The following is a 22,860-nucleotide window of genomic DNA, read 5'->3' as shown; positions in this document are numbered from 1 at the left end:
GTCACGGCGCGCAAAGCCGCGCCGTGAGGGATTAGGGATAAACGTTAAATTTGAAGTATTTCCTGGTCAGCACTTCATAAGTGCCGTTTTTATGTATTTCTGCCAGCGCCGCGTTGATCATCTTCAGGTTCGCCTCATCGCCTTTGCGTAACGCAATACCGACGCCATCGCCAAAGATCTTTTTGTCGGTCAGCGTCCCTTTAATCGCGTAATCCTTGCCCTCCGGTTTGGTCAGGAAACCCTGCTCAGCCGAGACGGCATTGCTCAGGCTGCCATCGAGACGTCCGGCAATCAGATCCGGGTAGACCTCCATCTGGTTAGGATAAGACACCACATTGACCCCTTCCGGTGCCCATTTGGTTTTGGCATAGGTTTCCTGGATGGTGCCCTGCGCCACGCCGATTGTTTTACCGCGCAAGGTGGCCACATCGGTGGTCAGTTTACTGGCGGCGGGGGCCAACAACGCGCTCGGGGTGTTGTAAAGCATATCGGTAAACGCCACCTGTTGACGGCGTTTTTCGGTCATCGACATGGCGGACAGAATGGCATCAAATTTCTTCGCCTGTAGCGCCGGGATACTGCTGTCAAACCCCATCTCTACCCATTGGCACTTAACCTTCGCCTGCGCGCAAATCGCGTTGCCAAGGTCGATATCAAACCCCTCAAGAGAACCATCAGCCGCCTTTGATTCAAAGGGGGGAAACGTGGGATCAACCCCCAGCCGCAGGGTTTGTTGCGCCTGAGCAAAATGGGTGAACGCCGAGAGGGAAAGCAGCAAGGCAATGGACAGGCTCTTTTTCATTGTAAGCTCCGAAATGCAGGTGGTTTTCAGCACGACATGCAAATTAAATAACATGGCGCTGTTATTCCCACCAGCGAATTACCTGCATTTACTCAGAGTAAAATCTTATAGTTGTCAGGTGTTTAGAGAATCTTTATACCCACTTAAATTTTTTTTAGCATCGTCGTTTTCTGTGCTGTATCAAGCAATTTATCAATGATCTCTGTGATATTTTGTGCAGGTCAACCGCCACGCTAATCGGGTTGTACATCACCAGTAAATGGACGATAGACTTTTAGGGAAGAAAAACATGATACCACCCATTAATATTCCATCCGGTAGTATGCCATCAACGTCACAAAACACCCCCGAGGTTCCGCTTCCTGTAATAGACATTAGCTCTTCATCCGCAACCCTCTCAAGCAACAGCAATAAACCTACCTCAACAACGTTAATTATTGATCAGGAAACCCTCCGAAAAGAGGGTTTCGAAAAATATGCCTATAAAGATAAAAATAAAGATGACGAGGTAAGATACTTTATCGGTATATCATTTTCAAACCATAAAAAAGACCAACCCGGCCAGTACAATAAGAAGATGAGATTCAACAATGATGATTTCAAAGACTTGAATTTTAGTTGGTGCATTCACTTATCAACCGACAACATCCTCACCAACAGTAAAATAAGCACCAGCAAGCGCTGTTTGAGTTGGCTAAAATTCTCCATGGATAGTTTTAACTGGGAAGGTACAAGTATTGATGGTGATTATTATGGCATGGTATCAAAATTCACATGCGTTAATTTCTCCAACATAAAAATGTCTGGTGGAACATTAAAGAACTTACACATTACCGATAGTGATAAAGATTTGATCAGCCTTGCTGATTTAACGAACTCCACCATTGAAAACGTGACTATTTCTGGTAGTGAAGGAAGTCAAATGATGATGCGTGAGGTTAATTTCTCTGGCATGCGGGCGAAAAACTTTACGTGGGATTCTGTAAATTGTACCCATAACGTAAACATGACCAATGTAACGATCAAAGGGTTTAACTTTAAGCGGAAAAATAACCTTAAGGGTGTCAATTTCGGTGAGCTGCAGCAAGGGAGAATCACTCTCGATGCTGATATGGTGAGTAACCAAGAAAATATCATCCTGAACCTTGACCAAATTAAGGCACCCGTTGATAGTAAAAGCAACGTCATCACGTTAAATCCATTGAAAGATCATACCGACTTGACTGAAAAAAATATCGAGAAAAACACGACAGAACAGATAGTTCTGAATCTTTTCCCGAGTCAAAATATGGATGGCAATGCCAGGTTACTTAATACGTTAAATACCTGCGAAGACCCGGCGATACTGACTCTCTTTGCTGAACAAATTGTGGACATGATCACGACAAAACCCTCGCTGACGCACGCTTTTTCTCATTCAACGACGATCCGCTACTCCTTGATTAATTGGTTATGCTCTCCCCGCTTACATCACTCGACATTAATACACGATTTTTTTAGCAGTCAATTAGTGGCTATATGTAAAGATGCATTCTTGCCACAGCCTCTGCATAAAGAGGCTTATCACTTTCTGGATTCACTTGATGAAAATCATTTAATTGATTATCAACTTGCCGTAAATCAGTTAATGGGCGATCATGAAAATTTACGTCATGCTTATTATCGCCAGCAACCACTAAGCGAAATAAAAAACCATGTTGCACGATTTTTTACCCCTAAAACAGAAAACCTCTATCACATTTTCTATCACCAAGACTCAGAAACTGCCTTGTACATTGCAGAAGAAGACTTCAACGCAATGCTGGCGTGCAAACACATACCCACGGCGTTTGCATTGCTTAAATACAAGCCACATAGGCAAGACAGTGTCAGGTTTATCGACAATAAAAACAAAGAACTTGGCAGAATCTTAAATTACTTTCCTACGCTGCACTTGCTTTGGACGCTTTCGACAATCAACCTGGCACCTGTTATTACAAAACTCTTAGACATCCGCTCAGGTAATAAAAATAAGTTTGAGCGCATTCAAGAAATTACACACTTACTGATTTTGTGCCTTCATCGGAAGACAACCAGAGCCATGGACTTGACGGGTTATCAGGATCAGTTGTGGTTAGGGGAAGTCGTAAAAAAATATTGTTCGGAGGACGCGAAGGACGCTGATGACAATAAAACGCGGATAAGACAGCGGGAATATCTGGTTGAACTGGTAGAGCAGCAACTGCAAAAGAAGAATGTCTCCCTCTCGCCCGAAGAGCAAAAGGTGACGTCACTCTTCATCTTAATGAAGATGATGGTAGACCTTTCTTCTGCAGACTATTGCGGTAATGCACGTGACTCTCCACAGCCCTTCCGCCAGCTGGCAAAGGAATTCCTTGATGATCTTGCCACGGTTTGGCCCGGCTTTATAGACACGGTAACAGCACAGGACTGGCGGAATCGCCTGTTTCCCAACCAAACAGACGCGTTTCCCTGCACGGGGATTCTGGCCGATATAATGCGTGAATATATTCCTGATATTGCGGCTGGCAGCAAAATAGCGGAGATAGTAAAAATGCACTACCCATTATAATGTTCACTGCAGCCATCCGGCGATGCCGGATGGCGTCCTGCATCAGATAAAGGTGAAAATCTCGTCTTGCGGCAGGCGGGATTTCGGCAGCGCCGCGTTGAAGTCTTCGTCACTACGATACCCCAGCGACACCAGCACCACGCTGGTCAAGCCTTTTTCACGCAAGCCAAGCGCCTGATCCAACGCTCGCTGGTCAAAACCTTCCATCGGTGTCGCATCAATCCCCAGCATTGCCGCACCCAGCAGCAGGCCGCCCAGGGCGAGATAGACCTGTTTTTCCATCCATTGCGGAATATCACGTTGCTCATAACGATGGATATCGACATAACCGCGACGGCTCTTATCCTGGCCTGCCTTGGCTTCTGGCTTCAGGAAACGACCGTCTTTCTCTTCCTGCGCCAGCACATTTTGCAGATGTGCTTCATCAAGATCGGTACGCATACACAGCGCGATAACGTGCGAAGCATTCAGCACTTTTGGCCCGTTATACACGAACGCCCCCTGCGTTGACTGAGCGATTTGCTCACGGCCTTCCGCCGTGGCAGCCACAACAAAATGCCACGGCTGTGAATTGACCGATGACGGGCTGTTGCGCAGCACGTTCAGTAGCGTTTGGATCTCCGCATCCGGCAGGCTTTTACCCGCAGCAAAGGCTTTTACCGTGTGGCGACGGGCCACAGCATCATTCAGCGTCATATTTTTTCCCCCAACAGTCACAGTGTAGATGGCACTACCCTATCCGCTTCGCTAACCCGGCGGTTAACGTTTTGTGTTTCAATACGTTAAAAGCCACTCAGTACGATTTTACCGCGTGCACGACCGCTCTCAATTAACGCATGCGCCTTACGCAGATTGGCGGCATTAATGGTGCCGTGATGTTCCCCGGCGGTGGTCTGCAATCGCCCGTCATCAATCAGGCTGCTGACCTGCTGCAAAATGTCATGCTGACGTTGCATATCGGCGGTGTGAAACAGCGAGCGGGTAAACATCAACTCCCAATGCAGTGAGATCGCTTTACGCTTCAGCGGCACCACATCCAGTGATTCAGGATCGTCAATCAACGCCAGCTTACCCTGCGGAGCTAACACATCAATCAGTTGCGGATAGTAGCTGTCGGTGTGGGTCAGGCTGGCAACATAGCGAACCTGGCTAATTCCCAGCGCCGTCAACTGCTCAGCCAAAGGTTTACTGTGATCAATAACATGATGTGCACCCAGCGAGCGCACCCATTCTGCGGTTGCAGGACGTGAAGCCGTGCCAATTACTGTCAGCCCGGTCAGCTTCGCCGCCAGTTGCGTCAGCATCGAGCCAACACCGCCGCCTGCGCCAATAATCAACAGCGTCGCATCATCTGCTGGTTGCACTTCCAGCCGGTCAAACAACAGCTCCCAGGCGGTTAATGCGGTCAGCGGCAGCGCGGCGGCATCGGCATCGTTCAGCGATTGCGGTTTATGCCCGGCAATACGTTCATCGACCAGGCCATACTCGGCGTAACTACCGGGACGGGTGATATCACCGGCATAAAACACCGCATCACCGGGTTTAAATAAGGTTACGGCCTCGCCCACCGCTTCCACCACCCCGACCGCATCCCAGCCAAGAATACGGGGTTTATCAGTGGGTGCACCGGCACGCACTTTGGTATCCACCGGATTCACGGCGATAGCATTGATTTTGACCAGCAGATCACGCGCTCCCGGCTGCGGTTGTGCGACATTCAGGTCGTAGAGGGCATTTTCATCAGAAATCGGTAAACCGTTTTGACTGTAAACAATGGCTTTCATGCTGTGGTTCCTTATTCATCAAGGGTTTTAGCGAATAACGCGTAGCCTACGCCGCCATTGCGCAGTTAAAAACGCCTCTTGCAGAGCAACACTTTCACTTTTAGAGTGAAAATCCTCTGTCGCTGGGGAAATAACATGATTCGACTGGAAGATGTAACCTTGTTTGTACGTTCTGCCGCGCTGGGTAGCTTTTCCCGTGCCGCGCGCGAAGCCGATCTGTTGCCTGGCCAGGTTAGCGCTGCCATGCAACGCCTGGAACGCGAACTGGATAAACGACTGTTTGCGCGCTCAACCCGCAGCCTGCGTCTGACGGCAGAGGGGGAGAAATATCTGCCCTACGCCCAGGAGATGCTGGCACTGATGCAGGCCGGTGCTGACAGTTTGCAAAGCCACGAAGATGCCTTATCTGGCGAGCTGAAAATCGCGCTGCCCTCCGATATTGGCCGCAATATCCTGCTGCCGTTAATAACTGACTTCTGCCGCGCACACCCCTCTCTGTCAGTGCGCCTGTCACTTTCCGATCAGATCAGCGATGTCTTCCGTGATCCGGTGGATATCGCCATCCGCTACGGCAAACTTGACGACAGCAGCTACGTGGCACTGCCACTGGCGGAAGATAATCGCCGCGTGTTGGTGGCCGCCCCCGCCTGGCTTGATCAGCATGGCCGTCCCGAAAAACTGGAGGATATCGCCCACCATCATTGCCTGTTATTTGTGATGAACGGCCACGTCTATGACAAATGGACCTTCCCGCAGGAAGGTATGCGTCGTCAGATTACGGTGAAAAGCCGCTTATTGTGTGATGATGCCGACATCGCTCGCCGCTGGGCGGTGGCTGGCATGGGGATCGCGTATAAATCCTGGATTGATGTGTGTGACGATGTGCAGGCCGGTCGGCTGGAAGTGGTTCTGCCGCAACAACCTGGCGAAAGCACTCCACTGCATCTGATCTGCCCGCACCGCAAACAGTTCTCTCCGGCAATTCGCGCATTGCATCAGGTGCTGCGCAGCCATCTGCGGGCGCTAACCGCACAACTCAGTCGACATGATCTGGAATCAGGCGCACAAGTTCCATAACCCAGCACATTGTTCGCTTCTTCGACTCGTCAGGCCTTGATAGACTGCAATCTATTTAATAGACTACAATCTATCAAGGATGATCATGATATGGAAAGTTGAAGCAACCGATCTGTTTTGGGATTGGCTGCAAGGGCAGGATGAACCGTTGCGATTAGATATGTTGGCTGCGTTGCGGTTGCTGGCTGAGGAAGGGCCACTTTTGGGCCGCCCTTTTGTCGATACGCTGGCTTTCAGTGTTTTGCCCAATATGAAGGAGCTAAGGGTACAGAGTAAGGGGCGTCCAATTCGCGCTTTCTTTGTCTTTGACCCATTACGCCACGCCATTATCTTGTGTGCCGGGAATAAACAAGGCAAAGATCAGAAACGCTTCTACAAAAAAATGCTGCACATCACCGCACAGCAATATCATAAGCATTTGAACTTAATAGAGAAGAAATGCAATGAAAACATTAGATGAAATGTTGGCAACATTAACACCCGAACAATTGCAGCAAGTCACCGCACGCCATGCACAAATGCGACTTGAAAATCAATTGTACCAGCTGCGTGAAGGTTTACACCGAACTCAGCGTCAGCAAGCGGACGCCATGGCCATCGCGCAATCATCAGTGGCAGCGATTGAGTCACGGGGGGTTGAGTTAAAAATTTCCACCCTAAAGCGCTACATTGAGGCATTGGGCGGCGAGTTGTTGTTGGGGGTTAAAATGCCCGATGGCCGACATGTTGAGTTGACCCTATAGCCCTGCGCGGTGGTTTCTGATTATCTCTCATCTGTCTCACTGTGACAGTCGCCCGCGTTGCAGATGTCAAAAAATCAAATAAAACATTATAAATCAATTAATTATTATTAATCTTGTGACTTTTTTTGAAGTTTTTGAGTGCATCCAAGTGCCTCGTATTATCAATAAGTTAGCGCGATTTTTGGGGAAGAGTAGCCCTACAGACTCGCACTTCCTTCCGCTTTCCGTACATGACTTTATCTTTACTGACACATCTTCTCCGGTGTGCCAGTAAAGTACTTACCTTTCAGAACACGAACTGCAAATCTCAAAGAAGTATCAGAAGAGAATGGATTTTAAATCAGCGGGTATACGAGGAAAACCATAGTGTTGTTTAGTATATTCATAAATCCAAACACTAAGAGTGCTCCAACATATCAGTTGGTTACAAAGTAATACAAGTTCATAACTTCAATATGATTTTATGAGTTAAAAAATTAACTAAGATCGTCCAGAAGCACCGATTCTAAACGGTTAAAAAACAACTTCGAAGAAACGGTTTATGAAGTTAGCCAAACTTAGGCATTAGCTTCTGCCCTGCTGGTGCCCGCAAGTTTCCCAGAACTAAATTATGGTCAATACGCCGAGAGATAAGTACGACAAAATACGTGCAGAACAAAACAGCGGAGAATATGAGAAATCTTTCGATATTGAGAAAATGGAGGCGGTACAATTAAATTCGCACTGACTGCAGTGCTAGACTACATGCCGACGTTTCTTTAGCTAAATGGAATAAAAAACATAAAATTATGATTTAAATATAAAAAATATCAATTGAATGCATGTTTTGTACGCAGTCACTCAAAATACTCTGGATGAATAACCATTAAATGCTTCAAAAATTCATTGATGTCAGATGGAGGATTTCCGTCATAACACCAAGTTTCGCAAGATTCGACTATTTTGTTTTTCGACTGACCTCTCAATATCGATGCATTCCCTCTTCCGCTTTTATCTACTGGGTTAAAGTGAAGGTTGGCTATGAAATTTCTTACTTTAACTTCATTCCCGTACTTGGTTCTTCCTACATAGTCAAAATAATTGATAGTTTCTGATAAAGCACTAGCCAAAGGGTTCTTAACAAAATACTTATCAACTTCATCCATACAGTTTTCAATTTTTTTATAATCCGAATATTCACCTAAATTAAGATAGTTGTACCAGTTATTCAAAAACCTTTGCGGGTTGCTTTTCTGGTAGTAAATGAAAAACCCAGCATTTTTATCATTAGTTACATATCTAGTCATCAACTGAAGCATTCCTTCGAAAACCCCACTATAGGAATTTCCTCTTTTAGCTTCAGCTAACCATCTAAACCTGTTATTTCTATCTCTAACAGTTAAATCAACAGACCCATTTGATTTTGTTTGTTCAGTAGCATCATATCCTTTGGCTCTAAGATACATGGCAATGAGGTTGGTTATTTTATCCTCATCTTCACAAAAATATTTATCAGATGTATTTTCAATCTCTCTTATTGCCTCTAAAACAACATCATATAGCTCACTGACAAATAGTTCTTCATTGAAAGGGTCAAGAGTAGATACAATCTTTGCCATCTCTTCAATAGAGACATTTAGAGAGTTTGAGTTTTGCATTTTAGGTTCAAATTACAATAAAATGAAATGTAAGACTTATCGAAACCTTCAATATGCCTACCTGAATTTAACCCCCTCGGTACTTCATCTTTAATTAATGCATTAAAGTAGCCCTCGGCAGAAATTGGCTCCTCAGTATCATCTTCATTGTAATAGCAATATGTTATGCGGAAAAAATTAGATGTAGAACCACAAAAAAACAAAACAAGCTCTAAGAGTTCTTTATCGTTCTCACATTGAGAAGCCTCCCTTAGAGTGACTATTGGGTAATATGTCTTGAACTTATTCTCGCAAACATAATCCAATAAATTAACATAGTTTATATATGCTTTATGCGGCAAAACTTCCTCAAGACTCTTGAGGAGGTTTTTTTGCCAATCCACCATGTCAACTATCTTTGAGCTTAACTCATGCTCTTGCGATGACATTCTCAATTAACCTATTTAAATTTAAAGTATCGTCAGGAAAGTCCACATAAAACTCCCCACAAACCTTATGGTCTACCCACATCTTTTTGTTAGGATCTAGCCCTAACTCGGTAAAAGAATTGTTTTGGTTCTTGAATCTTACCGCTATTGATCTTATCACAAATGTATCTTTTTTCTTAGTATTCTTTATTTCTATTTCACGTCCTTCATCGTTTTCATCAGAACGACAATGAATTCCAACATCATAACCAGTGTTTTTTCCGTTATAGATCAATTGTACAGCTCGTCCGAAAGCGACGTCGTTAAGGATACTCTGAATTGCTTTTATGAAGTTCACAGTCTTAACATCCGGCTTTATGCCAACCTCATCTAGTAAATTGAGAAATTTATCACGGGTGTAACCAATTGCTTTTGAGGACTCTCTTTTCCCAAGACTTCTAGAAGCACGAAACTCGATTCGTTCCCCTTTGTTTGGGATAAATGCAGTAGTAAAAGATTGTTGAGGAATGTTTGTAGAACCCATGCCCCTTGTACCTTTGACCTTCTGATTGTAAAGGTAAGAAAAGATGAAAGCCGTCCCATCCCCCACATCAATTATTTCAGTCAAATAGATACCACTAACTAGCGCACCTGTGGAATTCCCATCATATTTTTTTTGTGGATATAACTGGGCAAATTCCTTATCAAGCTTAAATGAGCTTAAGTTTAAACCAATGTCCTTTACAATATCTTTAGTTGTATATGTATCAATGGCATAATAATGACTCCCAGAAATAATTATTCTATCAATCATTTTCACTAAAGAGGTTAAATTAGCATTTGGAAAATTCGCACTTGGGTTGTTGATAGTTTCTTTGATGCTATCCATACCAGAGTCAAAGCCGTTCCTGATGGCAGGAAAGCCATAAACCTTAGAAATTTGACTTAAGTAAGAGTAGGAGTCAGTTTGTTCTAATGCAACTAATAAGTAGTCTAGTGAGTGTTGGGATGACACTACTGTACTAGCTGAATTATTCATTTGAGGTTTGCCAATCATACATAAGTCCATTTCAATCGGAAAATTCTTGAGATTATGAAACAGGCAAGAACAAATGAAAACATCTTTTACATTGTTTACTGATAAGAAAAATTTATCCTTCTTGAAGTAAGCGGTCAGGGGTGGAGGTTCAAATCTTCTCGTGCCGACCAAGATTCCCTGAGAAAGCAGTCATTTACGGCTGCTTTTTTGTTGCCTGAATTTCGCAATGGTAAAACGATGGCAAAATTATGGTAAAACTCGCCTGTTTTCTGGTTCAGATTGTCGGCCTGTTATCGTCATGCACCGATACAACTCCCCACGTCTGCACACCGACAATCGTCACCTCCTCCAGTGTTTCACCCTCAAGTGCATCACCGTCCTGGCAGATGATGTAGTGGCTTCCGAATAATCCAAGCTGGTAAAGGCCGAATGCCTCAAAGTAAACCGTATCGCCCTCTTTTGGCCGAATAGATTTATCTACCAGTGCAAACCCGTCAGCTGTCGGCACAACCATTGTTGCAGCCGGGCGCGGAACCATTAGCTCGTTCCAGTCGAGACGATTATCAAGATAGTCCTTTGCAGGTGATGGAAAACCCATATCAGTACGGTCCGTTCTGGCTGTTCAGCTTAAACGTCCGGTTCTCGCTGAAGTCAGGCGTGATGTCGATGAAATAGCTGATCTGATTCTCTATCCAGTTATTGGCCTCTTTCTGGCTCCAGTGCCAGTTATGCCGCTCCAGCTCGGCAACGAAATCATCTGTCCTCACAGTCTTCTGGCCTCTCGGGTCCAACTTAATGCTCATGCGAAAAGCATGCTGTATATCGCGATAGCGAGGCATACGATTAACTCCGATTGATTACTGTATATAAATACAGTATTCTCGATCGTCAGGATTGATCAAGTGAATTGTTAGAGCTTTCGGAAAAGGGATTGTTGGGAAAGGAAATTTAATCTGATGATGGTGAGGACGTATGCCTGAAGAAAAATCAAATGTTAGCCGCATGCCTGAGTTGGTGGACTTCGGTTCAACCTTCAGTGTCAGAGCAAAGCAGATTATCCTGCGAACTCAATACCGCGACACGCTTGCTGATTTCGGTTTCGATGCAAAGGATTTTCCCGATGTTACAATGACTTTAACGCTTAAGATGGCAAAGGCTCTGATAGCACACTTGCAGGAAGATGTAGATGCTATTGAGGCTGGCCGGGAGAATCCCTCATCTCGGTATCATGCTTAATCCATCTCACCCCATAAAAGCCAGAAGCCTGGCTTTTATGATCCAACATCTTCACTTACACCGACCTTATTTTGTAAATCCACAATAAGCTGCTGTTGAGCCTGAAAAGCCATCGTGAGCTTAGCTATCAAAGCAATCGGGTCCAGGGTGTAGGCGTCATCTATTCCGTTCGGGTTAGCCTCAATATCATAGTCATCCGGCAGACCTTCACCTATAACAGCCTGGGGCGACACTTCAACTAAATCGTTAGCGATAAAACCCAGCTTTTCGATAGATTCTTCAATGATGCCACGGGCTTTATATCTGAATCTCGCTGTCTTCCATTGCATAACTTCAGCAAGAGAAGAAGACACATCTTCATCCGTCATATACACAGGTTCAGTTTTGAGCATTTTGTCAGATGTTGACGCCAGGGTGATATTACCAACTGAAGTCGTTCCGACATACAGCGTCATTACAGACCCTGTGCCGGGGTTGTTCCAGTTCAGGTTATAGCCATAAGATGAGAATGCCCCTGTAGTGCCAGCCTTGCAGCAATAGCCGCCATTCTGAACCCTGAAAAGCCCCCCGCCTGTAGAAAGGGTTGAGTGAAAATTTACTGTGAGCGTAAGGCTACCATCATTGATAATCCTCGCCACGTAATCTACGGCGTTGTTTGCATAGTGAAAATCAATGAATGGTGATGCTGCCACCAGCTCCATGTTACCCATACTGAAAGATGAGTAATTGGTTCCATCGGTAACAGCGATACTTCCCGATAAATTCCCCCCCGTTTTGTCCAGTTTCGTACCCAGCGTGGTGGTGATTCCATTCCAGGCCGGTCCTGTGAAGGTAGAGCCATCAGGTAGGGTAACAGTGATAGTTCCGGTGCCGGTGTAAATCTGTTGCCAGTTCGCCTTTTCCAGAAGCATACCGCGCACCATTGTGGCGATGTCATTCATGGTTTTTTGTGTGATAGCGATCTGCAACGATGCCGGAATCGCATACCAGGCAAGGCCTGATGCGGTTGGGCCATTGTAGGCAACATTGAGTGTTAATTGGGTATTCGATGTAATTGACCCCGCAATAATTGTATAAGGTGCGCCGCCAACAATTACCCCAACAAAATCACCCACTTTCAGTTCAGTGGTAAAGCTGGTTCCGGTTCCGTTAACAGTCGTTGAGCCGTTACTTAGTGCGATGGTGCCTGCTGGCATGGTTTTCTCCGGGCAATAAAAAACCCGACACGGTGGTCGGGTTGATTAATATATTTACGATGTTAATTAAATAAATCGATCTTAAAGATCTCTTTTATTCACTTAATTAAGGAATCGACACATGTTTTGATTATCACCACTGAGTCTCAGAGGAAAAATCGATGAAGAAAATAATCATTCTTGCTGCAATTATGTTATCAGGTTGTGCGTCATCAACACCGCCGATATGTAGCAACAAGGCAAAGATATCAAACCATACTTACGACATTCAGGTGTTTAAAAAAGAAAATGGACGATACCTCGCCGGTTATCCATTTTATACTTGGACGGATAAATCTCAGTTTACTGACACTACTCAGTGTGACCGGCTAAACCCCTAGCGCCTGATGATAATAAGTGTCATAAATATTTGTCTCAATATAAGCAGGAGGGCTGCATGAATACTGATAAGGTGCCTGCTGATTATCATAGGAAACCTGGTTATATGTATTGCCCCCTTGTGCCTCATACTTGCTTGTCCCGGATATATTAAACCCGGCGCTATAACAGTTGTACCTTACATATCCTGAATTGCCAGTAACAGGTATCGCCACGACTACTGACACACCACTCGTTATTGCTACAGGTACGTCAGAGGTCGTGGTTGAACCCACTGTCAGTTTCAGGGGAAGGCAGTTCTGGTGCCAGACAATCTGCCCGTTGTCATACATAAAAAATCCAGCAGCCGGAGTATTCACCATCATCTTTGAGAAAACATAAATACGAGTGGCAGACATTGCAGAACCAAAATTACCCCTGAACTGAAGTGCCCAATAGCCGTTCTGCGTTATTTCGGTCCACCACACATTGTTGAACCCTGATGCGAGAGTGGAACGATGGAACGCGATGAAAGGCATCGACGCCGGTACGTTGGTTTGCAGGATTTGCCCACCAGTTGGTGTCAGGTCAATAACCTGCGCCAGGCTGAACGGGGTAAATGGCGGTGCGATCTTGAATACAGGCGGATTCACACTGTAATCATTCAGAACGAATCCCGCGTAATTACCGGTAGTAGTGGCCGTAGCCACTACTACAACTTTTGATACTGTGTCGACACCTGACCAGCTTACAACCTGCCCTGACACCGATGTGCCAAAAGTTATCTGGCTACTGCCATAGGTTGTACGACCACCCAAAATTGCCGCAGTCAGGGAGAAGCCTGGCAGGCTGTAAGTTTTGCTACCTGCCCCGGATACTGTCAGAATGTCGACAACAAAGTTAAAAGACATTGAGTTGATGGCATCATATGTCGTTCCATCGATATATGCTGTAAACCCGGCTGGCATTAGCGTGAGGCTCCCATTGAACAGACAAGCTGGCCACTGGCGTTATACCAGGCAACCCCTTTGTTATCAATAATGACACGTCCCTGACCGGAAACGGTGCCGTTAATTTCCAGTGTCCCGGTTTTATCCATTCGCCACCCTGTGGACCCGGCAACATAACCATTGGACTGGATATAACTACCGATCATTGCGTTTTCGATCCAACCCTCACCGATAAACGCCTGGTTGATAAGTACCTGTCCGTTATAAACCACAAATGGCGAATAAACGGTATCGCCGCTGCCACTCATAATGACGAACTGGTTTGCGTTAATCGCGACGCGGGTCGTCACCGCTGTGCCATTTATGGTTACGGCAATTGATAACCCGGCATCATAATTAACCCCGCCATATTTGACACCAGCCTTCATTGTGTAGATTGCCGAACCGCCAGAGGCATCGGCATAGGCGGTCATTTTCTCCTGGATAGCTGCCTGCTGATCCGTAAACTGTGCAACAACATCTGTTTCCAGTTGAGCCACAGAACTTTGCGCATCAGCCGCGACTTTTTGTGCCTGAATGATTCCGGCCCGATTATTACCGAAGTTTGCCCATTCCTGATTAGCTGCCCCATACGTTGCCAGGATGTTTTGTGCCAGCGCTTCAGGGTCAGTCGTCAGAGGGTCAAGTAATGCTTTGCCGTCCTCCGATTGCAGGAAATCCTCTACAACGTTTCCGATCAGGTCATCAGCGCTGGTATTGCTCGCACCGGCAACAAACGCCGTCCAGTCGCCCACGTTACCGATCTTGTCCACCAGCCTTGCACGATACCAGCGGCGCACACCGGCAGGCATAGGGCCATGCTTATAGCTGACGCCGGGATAAGGTACATAGGCCAGAAACAGCGGATTTTGTCCATCTGCCGTGGTGGCAACCTCCAGCTCGGTGTAAGCCGTATCGCCGGAACCAGCAGGAAAGCCCCACTGAATATCGATAGCCCACACAACATCGGTGGAGGCCAGAAGGCTGACCGGCGTTCCGGGCTTGCCCACTTTCCCGGTGAGCGTGGTTGACTGCGCATAGCCCCAAGGTGACGACACATCGACCGCATTCACGGCGCGCACGCGAACGTCATACACTCCCGCATAAATCCCGGAAATGGTGAAGCCCTTCGCGCTCTGCTGCCCCACATTCACCCAGTCGCCGTTATCCTTGCGCCACTGTGCGGTGTAGCTGATGGCGTTCGCCACGGCATCCCATGTGACCTGCATGCAGGCAACGTTAAGCCCCTGTTCTACGTAATCCACCTGAGTGATGGTCACGTTTTTCGGCACATCCATAACACTCGGTGGCGTCACGGTAATGGGTGCCGGGTCGATCTTCACGCCGTCATCGATATAACGGTATTTGTTCGGGTCGTGCTGCACCCCGGCAATGGTAAACGTGCCATCATCGTTAGAGGCAATCGACGTTACGCGGAAATACTGAATGGCGAGGTTATCGCTGTCGATGGCCCATACCGCACCTGCCACTGGCGTCTGACTGAATGCCGTGTTTACCGTCACCGTCCGTTTATCCGTGCTGACTGACGCAATGTTTCGCGTCTGCGCGGTGCCATCCGGCAGGTTAACCACCAGCCGATCGCCTGCTGCGTAATCCGCCTCACGGTCCAGACCGATATTCAGACCGTTGACAGAACTGATGCGCCCGCCGTTCTGCTTACCTGCCCGGAACGGATCAGCAACGCCAATAATTTCAGCCGGCAGCGGGATATAACCGTCCAGGCCGACACCAAAAGAGATAGTTCCGTCTTTTGCGTTTGACAGAATGGCCCAGCGGCCACGGCGATGTGCTTCACTCTGTGAGGTGCAGCCGATGGCGGTGATCTGCGTTTCATTGACGCCGTAGCGTTGAACGAGATCGGCCTCATATACCCCTTCAACCGTGTCAGTGTAATGGTTCTGCGGGTCTGACCATGACACCTGACAGGAGGTGTAGCGGTTTTTGTAGGAGCCACCCGCATACGTAAACAGGCCATCAATGACGTTTGATGAGTGATAGACGAAATCCACATCATCCTGCGGCACGTCAGCTTTTACATAAATCTGGTCGTTGCCCCAGAACGTAATACCGCGAAAAACCGCCGCAATATCTTTCAGAACGGTGTAAGCGTCCTGCTGGCTCTGGATGTAGACGTTACAGGTAAAGCGCGGCTCTGTGCCGCCTGCACCGTCTGACACCATCTCATCGCAATACTGCGCAATGGTGTAAAGCTGCCACTTGTCGATCATGGTGGCATCGACACGGTTGCCCATGCCGTAAATCTCATCAAGCACCAGGTCGTAAAAAATCCAGGCCGGGTTATTCGTCCAGGCCAGCTTAAAATCACCCGCCCATGTTCCGCTGTATGTGCGCGTAACCGGGTCGTAAGTCGTCGGCACGCGAATCAGCTTCCCATCCGGCTTACAGGTGATTTTCGGGGCGCTGCCGTTGAACTGGCTGGAGTCCAGCTCGATGTAAAGTAATGCAGTGTTTGGGTAGCGTAATTTGCTGTCGATAACTTCAGCAAAGGAATACACCTTGAAGGCGTTGATCAGTTTGGTGGAGGTTGAATCAGCAGTGATGCGCCGCACGCGTACAGACCAGCCGGTTGTGGCCGCAGGCAGATTAATACGGTGATCGCGCTGATATTCAGATGTGGTTTTACCGTCAAAGCTGCCGCTGACCACGTTCACCCAGGCTGCGCCATCAGTGGACAGGTCTATCGCATATTGCGTGACGGTCCCGACCATGTCGCCGTTGTCTTTATACAGATACTGCACCGGCAGGCTCAGTTTTACGCGCACAGCATCCAGCGTCAGATCGGTAAACTGCCGGGTCCAGGGTGATGACGTTGTTACTTCAACGCCAACGGAAGACTCGTTATCGATCTCCGGCATGCCCTGAATATAGGTCTGGTCCTGCGTTCCGTTGCGGTAATCCCACACAACGCCGGTAAAATTGTATGTCCCGTCTTCGTTCGCCAGTTGGGTATCATTCAGGTAAATTTGCTGTGCAGTCAGTCCACCCTGAATCTCACCCTCAGAAATCGCCAGCAGCATTTTCAGTTTGGCAACCGATAACAGATCATCCGGTTCTTCGACCGGCGTATGTGCGCTACTGCCGCCGCCTTTGCTGCCCTGGATTAACGCACCGTCAAGAAGTCGCATATCGCACCCATAAAAAAAGCCACCCGAAGGTGGCTTGCTGGTTTATTCGTTTTTTTACTGCTGGTCGCTGGAGAAGATACCCGCGCTGATAATGGCACCGCCTATTTCACGCCTGCCATACAGAATCGGGACCGGATAACCCATCGCAACCGTGTTAACCGGGGAGCCAAAGGCATAGTTTGGCTGGTTGTCAGTGCTGGATGCTGAACCGATGTTATAGCTGGGCTGTGGCGTCAGCATACTGACTACGCCACCCAGCATCATGCTGATGCCCATTCCGGTGAGCATGGTGACAGTTAGCCCGGTCGCCGTTGTTGTACCTAAATACGCCCCCCAAAGAGCTAATGTGCTACCAGCAGTAAAGAAAGCGGCCACCAGCGCCACAGCGCCGACCACGATCTGCAATACGCCAGCCTGCTTGCTGCCTTCGATCACCTGGCTCATGCGAAATTCAGTAGCGCCGGAGGACATGTCGAATTCTTCCAGCGCGATGTTCTTCCCGCCGCTGTAAAAAGCAAAACGCACCTTATTCAGATGCGCATTCGAGAGGTATTTTTTGAAGCCCGGAACCTGAGAACACATCGCCCGCAACATTTCTTTCAGGTCGGCTACGTGGAACTGATGCACCTTGCCGAACTTTTTCGCCAGACTGCCCGACAGGATCATTTTCTTAAGCATTCAGCAGCTCCTTATGTCTGACAATCCGCACGGTCCGGTCGCGATAATATTTACCGTAAGGAACACGCGTGGAGAGATTGCCGAAAGCGTGATGCAGCATGATGTTATTGCCGAGATACACGGCGGCATGATTGGTGACTGGAGCCTGAACCCGCATCATGATCACATCACCCGGCTTCATGGCTGTCGCATCAACCTCTGTGAAGCCTTCAGCCTGCCAGTTATCGTCATAGCGGTTTTCTTTTCCGTCTACCCACCATTCGTAATCGACTGACCAGTTGTTGAGGCTGATGCTGTGCTCCTGCCGGAAATAGTCCCGGACCAGTGTCCAGCAGTCGGCATGCCCCAGCACCCAGCGCCGCCCGGCCAGCTCGCGATCACCTCGTGGGGAGATTGTGCAAAAGTCTCCGTCAGGCCATGACATGATCCCCCACTCAATGCCGGAGTGATCGCACTGAATGCGGTCCAGTTCGGAAGGTATCAGCTGCACCACGTCAGGGTGAGAGTGAATAATCATCAACACTTCACCCTGGCTTTCAGCTTCAGAGAAGTCATCAGGAGACAAAGTGAAATCCGTTGTCGGCGTATCGGAAATATTCCGGCAGCGGATGTATTCCTGCGACTGCCCTACCTGCACAATCACCCCGCATGCCTCATTAGGATATTCCGCCGCTACGTGTTCACGTATGGCGTCCATGATTTTTTCACGCATGATTATTTGCCCTGGAGATTTGCAGCCGGGAAGCCGCCGAACGGCATCGGGTTTTCAGATCCAAAGCGCAACTGGCAATCACTGAGCCTGCCCCCGCATACGTCGAGTGAAGGATCGGCGGTTGGCGTCCCGTCTTTCAGAAAATAGTTTGTGCCGTTGTAATCGCAGCCAGTGCCGGAGCGATACAAGCCGCGCATGCACCAGGTGCAGACCGGCGTGATCTGCCGGGAAGGTAATTGCAGGCTCTGGACATCGAAGGGTGAACACAGCTCAAAATCTACCTGGGCGCGGGTTTCACTTTTCTTCGAATTGACATAGAAGACTTGCACCCTTTCATCTGTCGGGCTGGCGTTCGTGTTACCGCCTGTCCAGTTTGCCGCATCAAGATATTTAGCCAGCGTGGTGTGGATTTTGACTTTTGCCTTGACCAGATCGTCATACTGAAGGCAAAGCGATGTAACGTAGTTGCCCACATTGCCGACTGACAGTGTTGGCGTTGGTTGTGATCCGGTGCTGGACAGCTCCACGCCCTGCAATTCGTATGGATAGGGGTCGTACTGATTACCCTGCCAGATGATGGCCGGGAGATTGTCAGATGCGAAGGCTTTCCAGTCCGTTTCGGCGATATTATGCGCGTGGAATCGCAATATATCGGTCATGCCAAAGCTGGTCCCGTCAATCTCGATCAACTGAACGAGGCTACCCGGTTCAAGCTGCTGTAGGTCCTGCGTAAAGCTCATAATTCACCTGATAAACGGAATGCGCGAAACTGCACGCCGTGACATGTCACGATGTGAAGGCCTGCTCAAAGGTAAAGGAGATGTCGGCTATCAGGCCGTTCTGAAAGCTGGGTTTGATAGAGTCATATTTCACCCGGTAGAGCTTCGTTTCGCCCCAGGGGTTTTGCCACCAGAACGACGTGGTGACGTGTGATTTCAGGAAGGCACGGACGGCGGCCATATCAGTAACTTTGCCATTGCACGACAAATCCCATGATTCCATCGTCTGGTTGATGCCTACTCCAGCAATCTGCTTATATCCGTCACCAAACTGAGCCTGTAACGTTGCGATCGTGACAGTCTCGGTTGCCCCAATCCGCACGCACCAGCCGAAAGTGTCAGTTGCCATTTTCACCCCAAAGAAAAACCCGCCGTAGCGGGTCTGATGAGTTAAGAGGAGCGGTAAAGGACGCCACCGGGAGAAATGGCCTGTCTCGCCCAATCCGTTATGGTTTGCAGCATCATGGATTTCAGCTGTTTAGAAGCGGCTGCCGTGTTTGTATTGCTCACGCTGCCGCTGTCAGTTCCCTGCGAGATACTTACCGGCGCATCCACCTGAATATTAATATTTCCGTTGCCAGATGCGCGGTTGACCCCGGATGAATAAGGCACCGTTCCGCCAACATAGCCGCCATCAGCATAGCCGCGCATCATGTCGTAGAGATTTGCCACACCAATTCGCGAGGTAGCCTCTTTGGTGAAAACAAATTCACCCTTGTGAACAATACCCGCGGCTTCATGTTTACCACCATTGCCGGTATATCCGCCGTCATCATAGGCACTGAAACTGGTAGACATACCCATCGCGCCCACGCTGCCAGCCGAAGAAGCCCCCGCGCTAACTGAGCCGAGAGCGGCACCGCCCAGGCTTCCGGCGACAGACCCGAATATGCCGGACACGGCATTCACCACGGCCATCTGCAACGCAACTTTGGCGATCATCTGGAGGACAGACAAGCCCCAGCTTTTCCAGTCGGCTTTACTGCCCGTCAGCATAGCGGCCATGTTGTCCATTGCGCTATCCATCGTGGATGTGATGCCGCTTGCCACTGTCCCGGAGATATTACCGGCACTCTCAAGCCAGTTTTCATAGCCCTTCGAAACACCGTTGAGCCAGTCAGATTCCGTCGCGGAAATTGCCTGATATTTCTTTTCCAGCGCATCCAGCGCCTGTTGGCGCGCAGCAATGGCGGCAGTACCTTTGTCGGTTTTGTCGAAAACGCGCTCAACCTGCTGTGTTTCATCATACCGGCTGCGCTGACGGTCGCTCATGCCAGCCGTGTCAGTGGTCTGAACGGCTTCATCACGGTATTTACGGGCGGCGTCTGTCAGGTCTTTGAGGGCTTCAACCTGATCGCGCTGCTTTTTCACATTCTCATCAGCGCGCTGTGTCCATGTGGCAAGCTCGGATGATGACTCCCGGATTGCTTTAAGTTGCTCCTGAGTCCACTTTGTACCGGCCTGATGCGCAGCTGCGTAAAGATCAGCGGCCTTTTCTCCCTCCGTTGCGCGAACCTTCTGTACCTCAATAGCAACACTGAGATCGGCCATCTTGCGGGCATAGTTTTCGGCGATCGTTGCCGCCTCCCGCTCTGCCTTGTTCTGCGCATTTGTCGCCGCCGTGCCGTCCTTTTTGGCCTGAGCGGCGGCAGCATCCTTTTTAGCCGCCTGGTCCTTGTTGTAGACGTAGGTTGTATACAGTGCGCCGGTCAGCTTCAAATCATCAGCTTCGTACTGGTACTGACGGTGGAGCTTCTCCAGACCATCCAGGCTTGCCAGCTCGTTGTCGCGCCGGGCCTTTTCCAGAGCGGTCTGCTGTTGCGGTGTCGCATTCGATGTCGAGACCATCGGCCCCTGATACTGAGGTGGGGTTGCGCCAGCAGTCGCAGACATTGAGCGATTAAGCAGATCATATGCCCCTTTCAGGATAGAAACGGCTCCAGCCTGCTCAACAGCCTTTTTCGTTGCGAGATCGCTGGCATCGTTGACCAGCTTCTGGGTTGCTTCAACTTTTGCTGCTGCCTGTTCGCGGGCGTATTCCAGCCGCGTCAACTCTTTTGATGCCTCTTGCTGACGGCGTGTAAGCTCTTCAACAGACATCAGGTTATTAATTCGGGCCAGCATTGGATGCTCATCATATTGCTTCTCAAGCAATTGCATCGCATTCAGACTGGCTTTAACATCCTGAATCTGATTATCAAGCGCGGTTAAATCCTTGAGTTGCGCAGCCAAGGAGTTCTGAGCATCATCAGATGTTGTTCTGAGTCCCAGAACTGACATCGACAGCAACTTGTTGTTGATCTCATCCAGATTATTAGCAAATCCGACCGCCTGATTGTGCACCTGCTCCATGTGCTGGGATACACCGTAAAGAGCAGTGCCAGCCGCAATAATTAACCCCGGCCACCCGCCGAGGATACGTAATACACCACCACCAAGGCGTGACATCACCGAAGCTGAACTGGCTAACTGTGTAACAGCAGATGTGCGCCCGGCGATCGCATTGCTTAGGCCGGACTGTGCCGCAGCCAGATTTCGTTCGGCGACAATCTGCGCCTCAATCGAAACCGCTGCGGCTTTCGCCTGCTGCGCACGATAAAGCGTCTGCCGTGCGGCGGCCACACTGATCTGAGCGCCTCGGACCTGAGCCTGCGCGAGAGCCACCTCAGCAGCGGTGTTAGAAATCACCGCTGCCGTTGACTGCGCAACATTGCCGACCATATTGCCGAAATAGCGCGTAAGCCCGATACCCACCAGCAACCCGGCTGTGTTGGCTACCGTATCGATGTTTTTCGCCAGACCGTCAAGAATGCCTGACAGAGTCGAAGACGCGCCAACCGCATCGTTAGCCCCGCCAACCCATGCCAGAAAAGCATTTTGCACTTTCTGAGAAGACCCACTGATGGATGCAGGCAGGGTTTCAAACTCTTTGCGCAATACCTGAACATTCGTCAGCAGAGGCACAATTTTATCGGTCGTCAGCTCTCCGTTATTCGCCATGTTGCGCAGGCCGCCAACGGTAGTGCCGAGGCCATCAGCCAGCAGTTTCGCCAGACGTCCGCCATTCTCCATAATGGCGTTAAATTCTTCACCGCGAAGAACGCCGGAACCTAACGCCTGACTTAGCTGAGTGATTACAGAACTGGCTTCCTCGGTGCTGGCACCGGAGAGTTTTAGCGATGTGGCAACCGTCTCTGTCACCTTCGCCACGTCAGACGATGCAAACCCCATCGACCGCAGAGACTGAGCGATTCGGCTATAGAGGTTGGAGTTAGCTTCCAGTGACGTGCCGGTGCGCTGGCTGATTTCCATCAGTGTGCGCTGCGAGGTGACATAGTCATCCGCTGAAGTTGAGGCCAGGCGCAGACGGCCGTTCAGTTGATTCCAGGTGTCGGCGTACTCGATCAACTGATGGGTGGCAAACGCGCCCGCCATCGCACCGGCAAGCCCGGTTACCGTTGACTGCACCGTCGCCAACTGCGAGTTAAGTTCTGCTATGGCCTGCCGGGTATTCTGTGCAGCGGCAGCGGCCTTTTTGCCGCCCTGATCCATCGTTTTGTAATAATCCGCGCCCATACGCGACGCGCGGGCAATTTCCGTCTGAAATGAACTGGAGTTCGCGGAAATTTTGATAATCATTTCGCGCAGGGTAGCCATATTTAACCTATAAAAAAAGCCCTTGCGG

21 protein-coding genes are annotated in these 22,860 nt (G+C 48.8%); 5 read left to right on the top strand and 16 right to left on the bottom strand.

The genetic code is table 11. From position 1 onward, the window contains the following. Positions 1-31: 31 nt before the first annotated feature. Positions 32-802, bottom strand: a complete 771-nt coding sequence (locus tag PAT9B_RS21620; protein ID WP_013511409.1) for an ABC transporter substrate-binding protein — start codon at positions 800-802, stop codon at positions 32-34. A gap of 289 nt (positions 803-1,091) precedes the next feature. On the opposite strand from PAT9B_RS21620, the gene PAT9B_RS21615 reads away from it, so the two are divergent. After that, entirely contained in the window at positions 1,092-3,374 is a 2,283-nt protein-coding gene (locus PAT9B_RS21615) for a hypothetical protein (RefSeq protein ID WP_013511408.1), read from the top strand. 42 nt (positions 3,375-3,416) lie between these two features. Here the strand turns inward: PAT9B_RS21615 and PAT9B_RS21610 are convergent, their stop codons facing one another. Both PAT9B_RS21610 and PAT9B_RS21605 read right to left on the bottom strand, forming a co-directional pair. Further along, positions 3,417-4,070 carry an oxygen-insensitive NAD(P)H-dependent nitroreductase NfsB gene (locus PAT9B_RS21610; RefSeq protein WP_013511407.1) on the bottom strand — a complete coding sequence of 218 codons (654 nt, stop codon included), beginning with the start codon at positions 4,068-4,070 and terminating at the stop codon, positions 3,417-3,419. 86 nt (positions 4,071-4,156) lie between these two features. After that, on the bottom strand, positions 4,157-5,158 hold the full coding sequence (locus PAT9B_RS21605) for a zinc-binding alcohol dehydrogenase family protein (RefSeq protein ID WP_013511406.1): 1,002 nt from the start codon (positions 5,156-5,158) through the stop codon (positions 4,157-4,159). A 135-nt stretch (positions 5,159-5,293) separates the two neighbouring features. Between PAT9B_RS21605 and PAT9B_RS21600 the strand changes: the two genes are divergently transcribed. The 3 genes from PAT9B_RS21600 (at position 5,294) to PAT9B_RS21590 (ending at position 6,978) form a co-directional block, all read left to right on the top strand. After that, a complete protein-coding gene (locus PAT9B_RS21600; protein WP_013511405.1) occupies positions 5,294-6,235 on the top strand; it encodes a LysR family transcriptional regulator in 942 nt (313 codons plus the stop codon). 85 nt (positions 6,236-6,320) lie between these two features. Beyond that, on the top strand, positions 6,321-6,695 hold the full coding sequence (locus tag PAT9B_RS21595; protein ID WP_013511404.1) for a type II toxin-antitoxin system RelE/ParE family toxin: 375 nt from the start codon (positions 6,321-6,323) through the stop codon (positions 6,693-6,695). Continuing rightward, entirely contained in the window at positions 6,679-6,978 is a 300-nt protein-coding gene (locus PAT9B_RS21590) for a helix-turn-helix domain-containing protein (RefSeq protein WP_013511403.1), read from the top strand. The genes PAT9B_RS21595 and PAT9B_RS21590 overlap by 17 nt, the downstream gene beginning before the upstream one ends. Positions 6,979-7,814: 836 nt before the next feature. On the opposite strand, the gene PAT9B_RS29425 is transcribed toward PAT9B_RS21590, so the two are convergent. From PAT9B_RS29425 to PAT9B_RS21565, 5 genes are all read right to left on the bottom strand, one after another. Beyond that, on the bottom strand, positions 7,815-8,615 hold the full coding sequence (locus PAT9B_RS29425; RefSeq protein ID WP_013511402.1) for a hypothetical protein: 801 nt from the start codon (positions 8,613-8,615) through the stop codon (positions 7,815-7,817). Further along, on the bottom strand, positions 8,594-9,043 hold the full coding sequence (locus PAT9B_RS21580; protein WP_013511401.1) for a hypothetical protein: 450 nt from the start codon (positions 9,041-9,043) through the stop codon (positions 8,594-8,596). The genes PAT9B_RS29425 and PAT9B_RS21580 overlap by 22 nt, the downstream gene beginning before the upstream one ends. Further along, positions 9,024-10,079 (bottom strand): hypothetical protein, encoded by a 1,056-nt coding sequence (locus PAT9B_RS21575; protein ID WP_013511400.1) that lies wholly within the window; start codon positions 10,077-10,079, stop codon positions 9,024-9,026. The genes PAT9B_RS21580 and PAT9B_RS21575 overlap by 20 nt, the downstream gene beginning before the upstream one ends. Positions 10,080-10,335: 256 nt before the next feature. Further along, positions 10,336-10,659 carry a hypothetical protein gene (locus PAT9B_RS21570; RefSeq protein ID WP_013511399.1) on the bottom strand — a complete coding sequence of 108 codons (324 nt, stop codon included), beginning with the start codon at positions 10,657-10,659 and terminating at the stop codon, positions 10,336-10,338. Between the two features lies 1 nt (position 10,660). Continuing rightward, positions 10,661-10,828 (bottom strand): hypothetical protein, encoded by a 168-nt coding sequence (locus PAT9B_RS21565; RefSeq protein ID WP_223300497.1) that lies wholly within the window; start codon positions 10,826-10,828, stop codon positions 10,661-10,663. A 205-nt stretch (positions 10,829-11,033) separates the two neighbouring features. Here PAT9B_RS21565 and PAT9B_RS21560 point away from each other — a divergent pair, with 205 nt between their 5' ends. Next, on the top strand, positions 11,034-11,297 hold the full coding sequence (locus PAT9B_RS21560) for a hypothetical protein (protein ID WP_013511397.1): 264 nt from the start codon (positions 11,034-11,036) through the stop codon (positions 11,295-11,297). Between the two features lie 35 nt (positions 11,298-11,332). Here PAT9B_RS21560 and PAT9B_RS29420 read toward each other — a convergent pair whose 3' ends face one another. The 8 genes from PAT9B_RS29420 to PAT9B_RS21520 all read right to left on the bottom strand — a co-directional run bounded on the left by PAT9B_RS29420 (position 11,333) and on the right by PAT9B_RS21520 (position 22,832). Then, on the bottom strand, positions 11,333-12,493 hold the full coding sequence (locus PAT9B_RS29420) for a tail fiber domain-containing protein (protein ID WP_013511396.1): 1,161 nt from the start codon (positions 12,491-12,493) through the stop codon (positions 11,333-11,335). A 368-nt stretch (positions 12,494-12,861) separates the two neighbouring features. Continuing rightward, entirely contained in the window at positions 12,862-13,818 is a 957-nt protein-coding gene (locus PAT9B_RS21550) for a hypothetical protein (RefSeq protein ID WP_013511394.1), read from the bottom strand. Next, on the bottom strand, positions 13,818-17,006 hold the full coding sequence (locus PAT9B_RS21545) for a host specificity protein J (RefSeq protein ID WP_013511393.1): 3,189 nt from the start codon (positions 17,004-17,006) through the stop codon (positions 13,818-13,820). The genes PAT9B_RS21550 and PAT9B_RS21545 overlap by 1 nt, the downstream gene beginning before the upstream one ends. Before the next feature lie 54 nt (positions 17,007-17,060). Then, positions 17,061-17,684 (bottom strand): tail assembly protein, encoded by a 624-nt coding sequence (locus tag PAT9B_RS21540; RefSeq protein ID WP_013511392.1) that lies wholly within the window; start codon positions 17,682-17,684, stop codon positions 17,061-17,063. Beyond that, positions 17,677-18,396: a C40 family peptidase gene (locus PAT9B_RS21535; protein ID WP_013511391.1), complete on the bottom strand. Its 720-nt coding sequence runs from the start codon at positions 18,394-18,396 to the stop codon at positions 17,677-17,679. Before PAT9B_RS21535 ends, PAT9B_RS21540 begins: the two co-directional genes overlap by 8 nt. Positions 18,397-18,398: 2 nt before the next feature. After that, positions 18,399-19,136: a phage minor tail protein L gene (locus PAT9B_RS21530; RefSeq protein ID WP_013511390.1), complete on the bottom strand. Its 738-nt coding sequence runs from the start codon at positions 19,134-19,136 to the stop codon at positions 18,399-18,401. A 46-nt stretch (positions 19,137-19,182) separates the two neighbouring features. Beyond that, entirely contained in the window at positions 19,183-19,524 is a 342-nt protein-coding gene (locus PAT9B_RS21525; protein ID WP_013511389.1) for a phage tail protein, read from the bottom strand. Positions 19,525-19,565: 41 nt separating this feature from the next. Further along, entirely contained in the window at positions 19,566-22,832 is a 3,267-nt protein-coding gene (locus PAT9B_RS21520; RefSeq protein ID WP_013511388.1) for a phage tail tape measure protein, read from the bottom strand. Positions 22,833-22,860: the final 28 nt, after the last annotated feature.

Source organism: Pantoea sp. At-9b (assembly GCF_000175935.2).
Classification (GTDB): domain Bacteria; phylum Pseudomonadota; class Gammaproteobacteria; order Enterobacterales; family Enterobacteriaceae; genus Pantoea.
The sequence above is the reverse complement of the archived record's forward strand: the minus strand, read 5'-3'. Positions and strand labels throughout refer to the sequence as shown.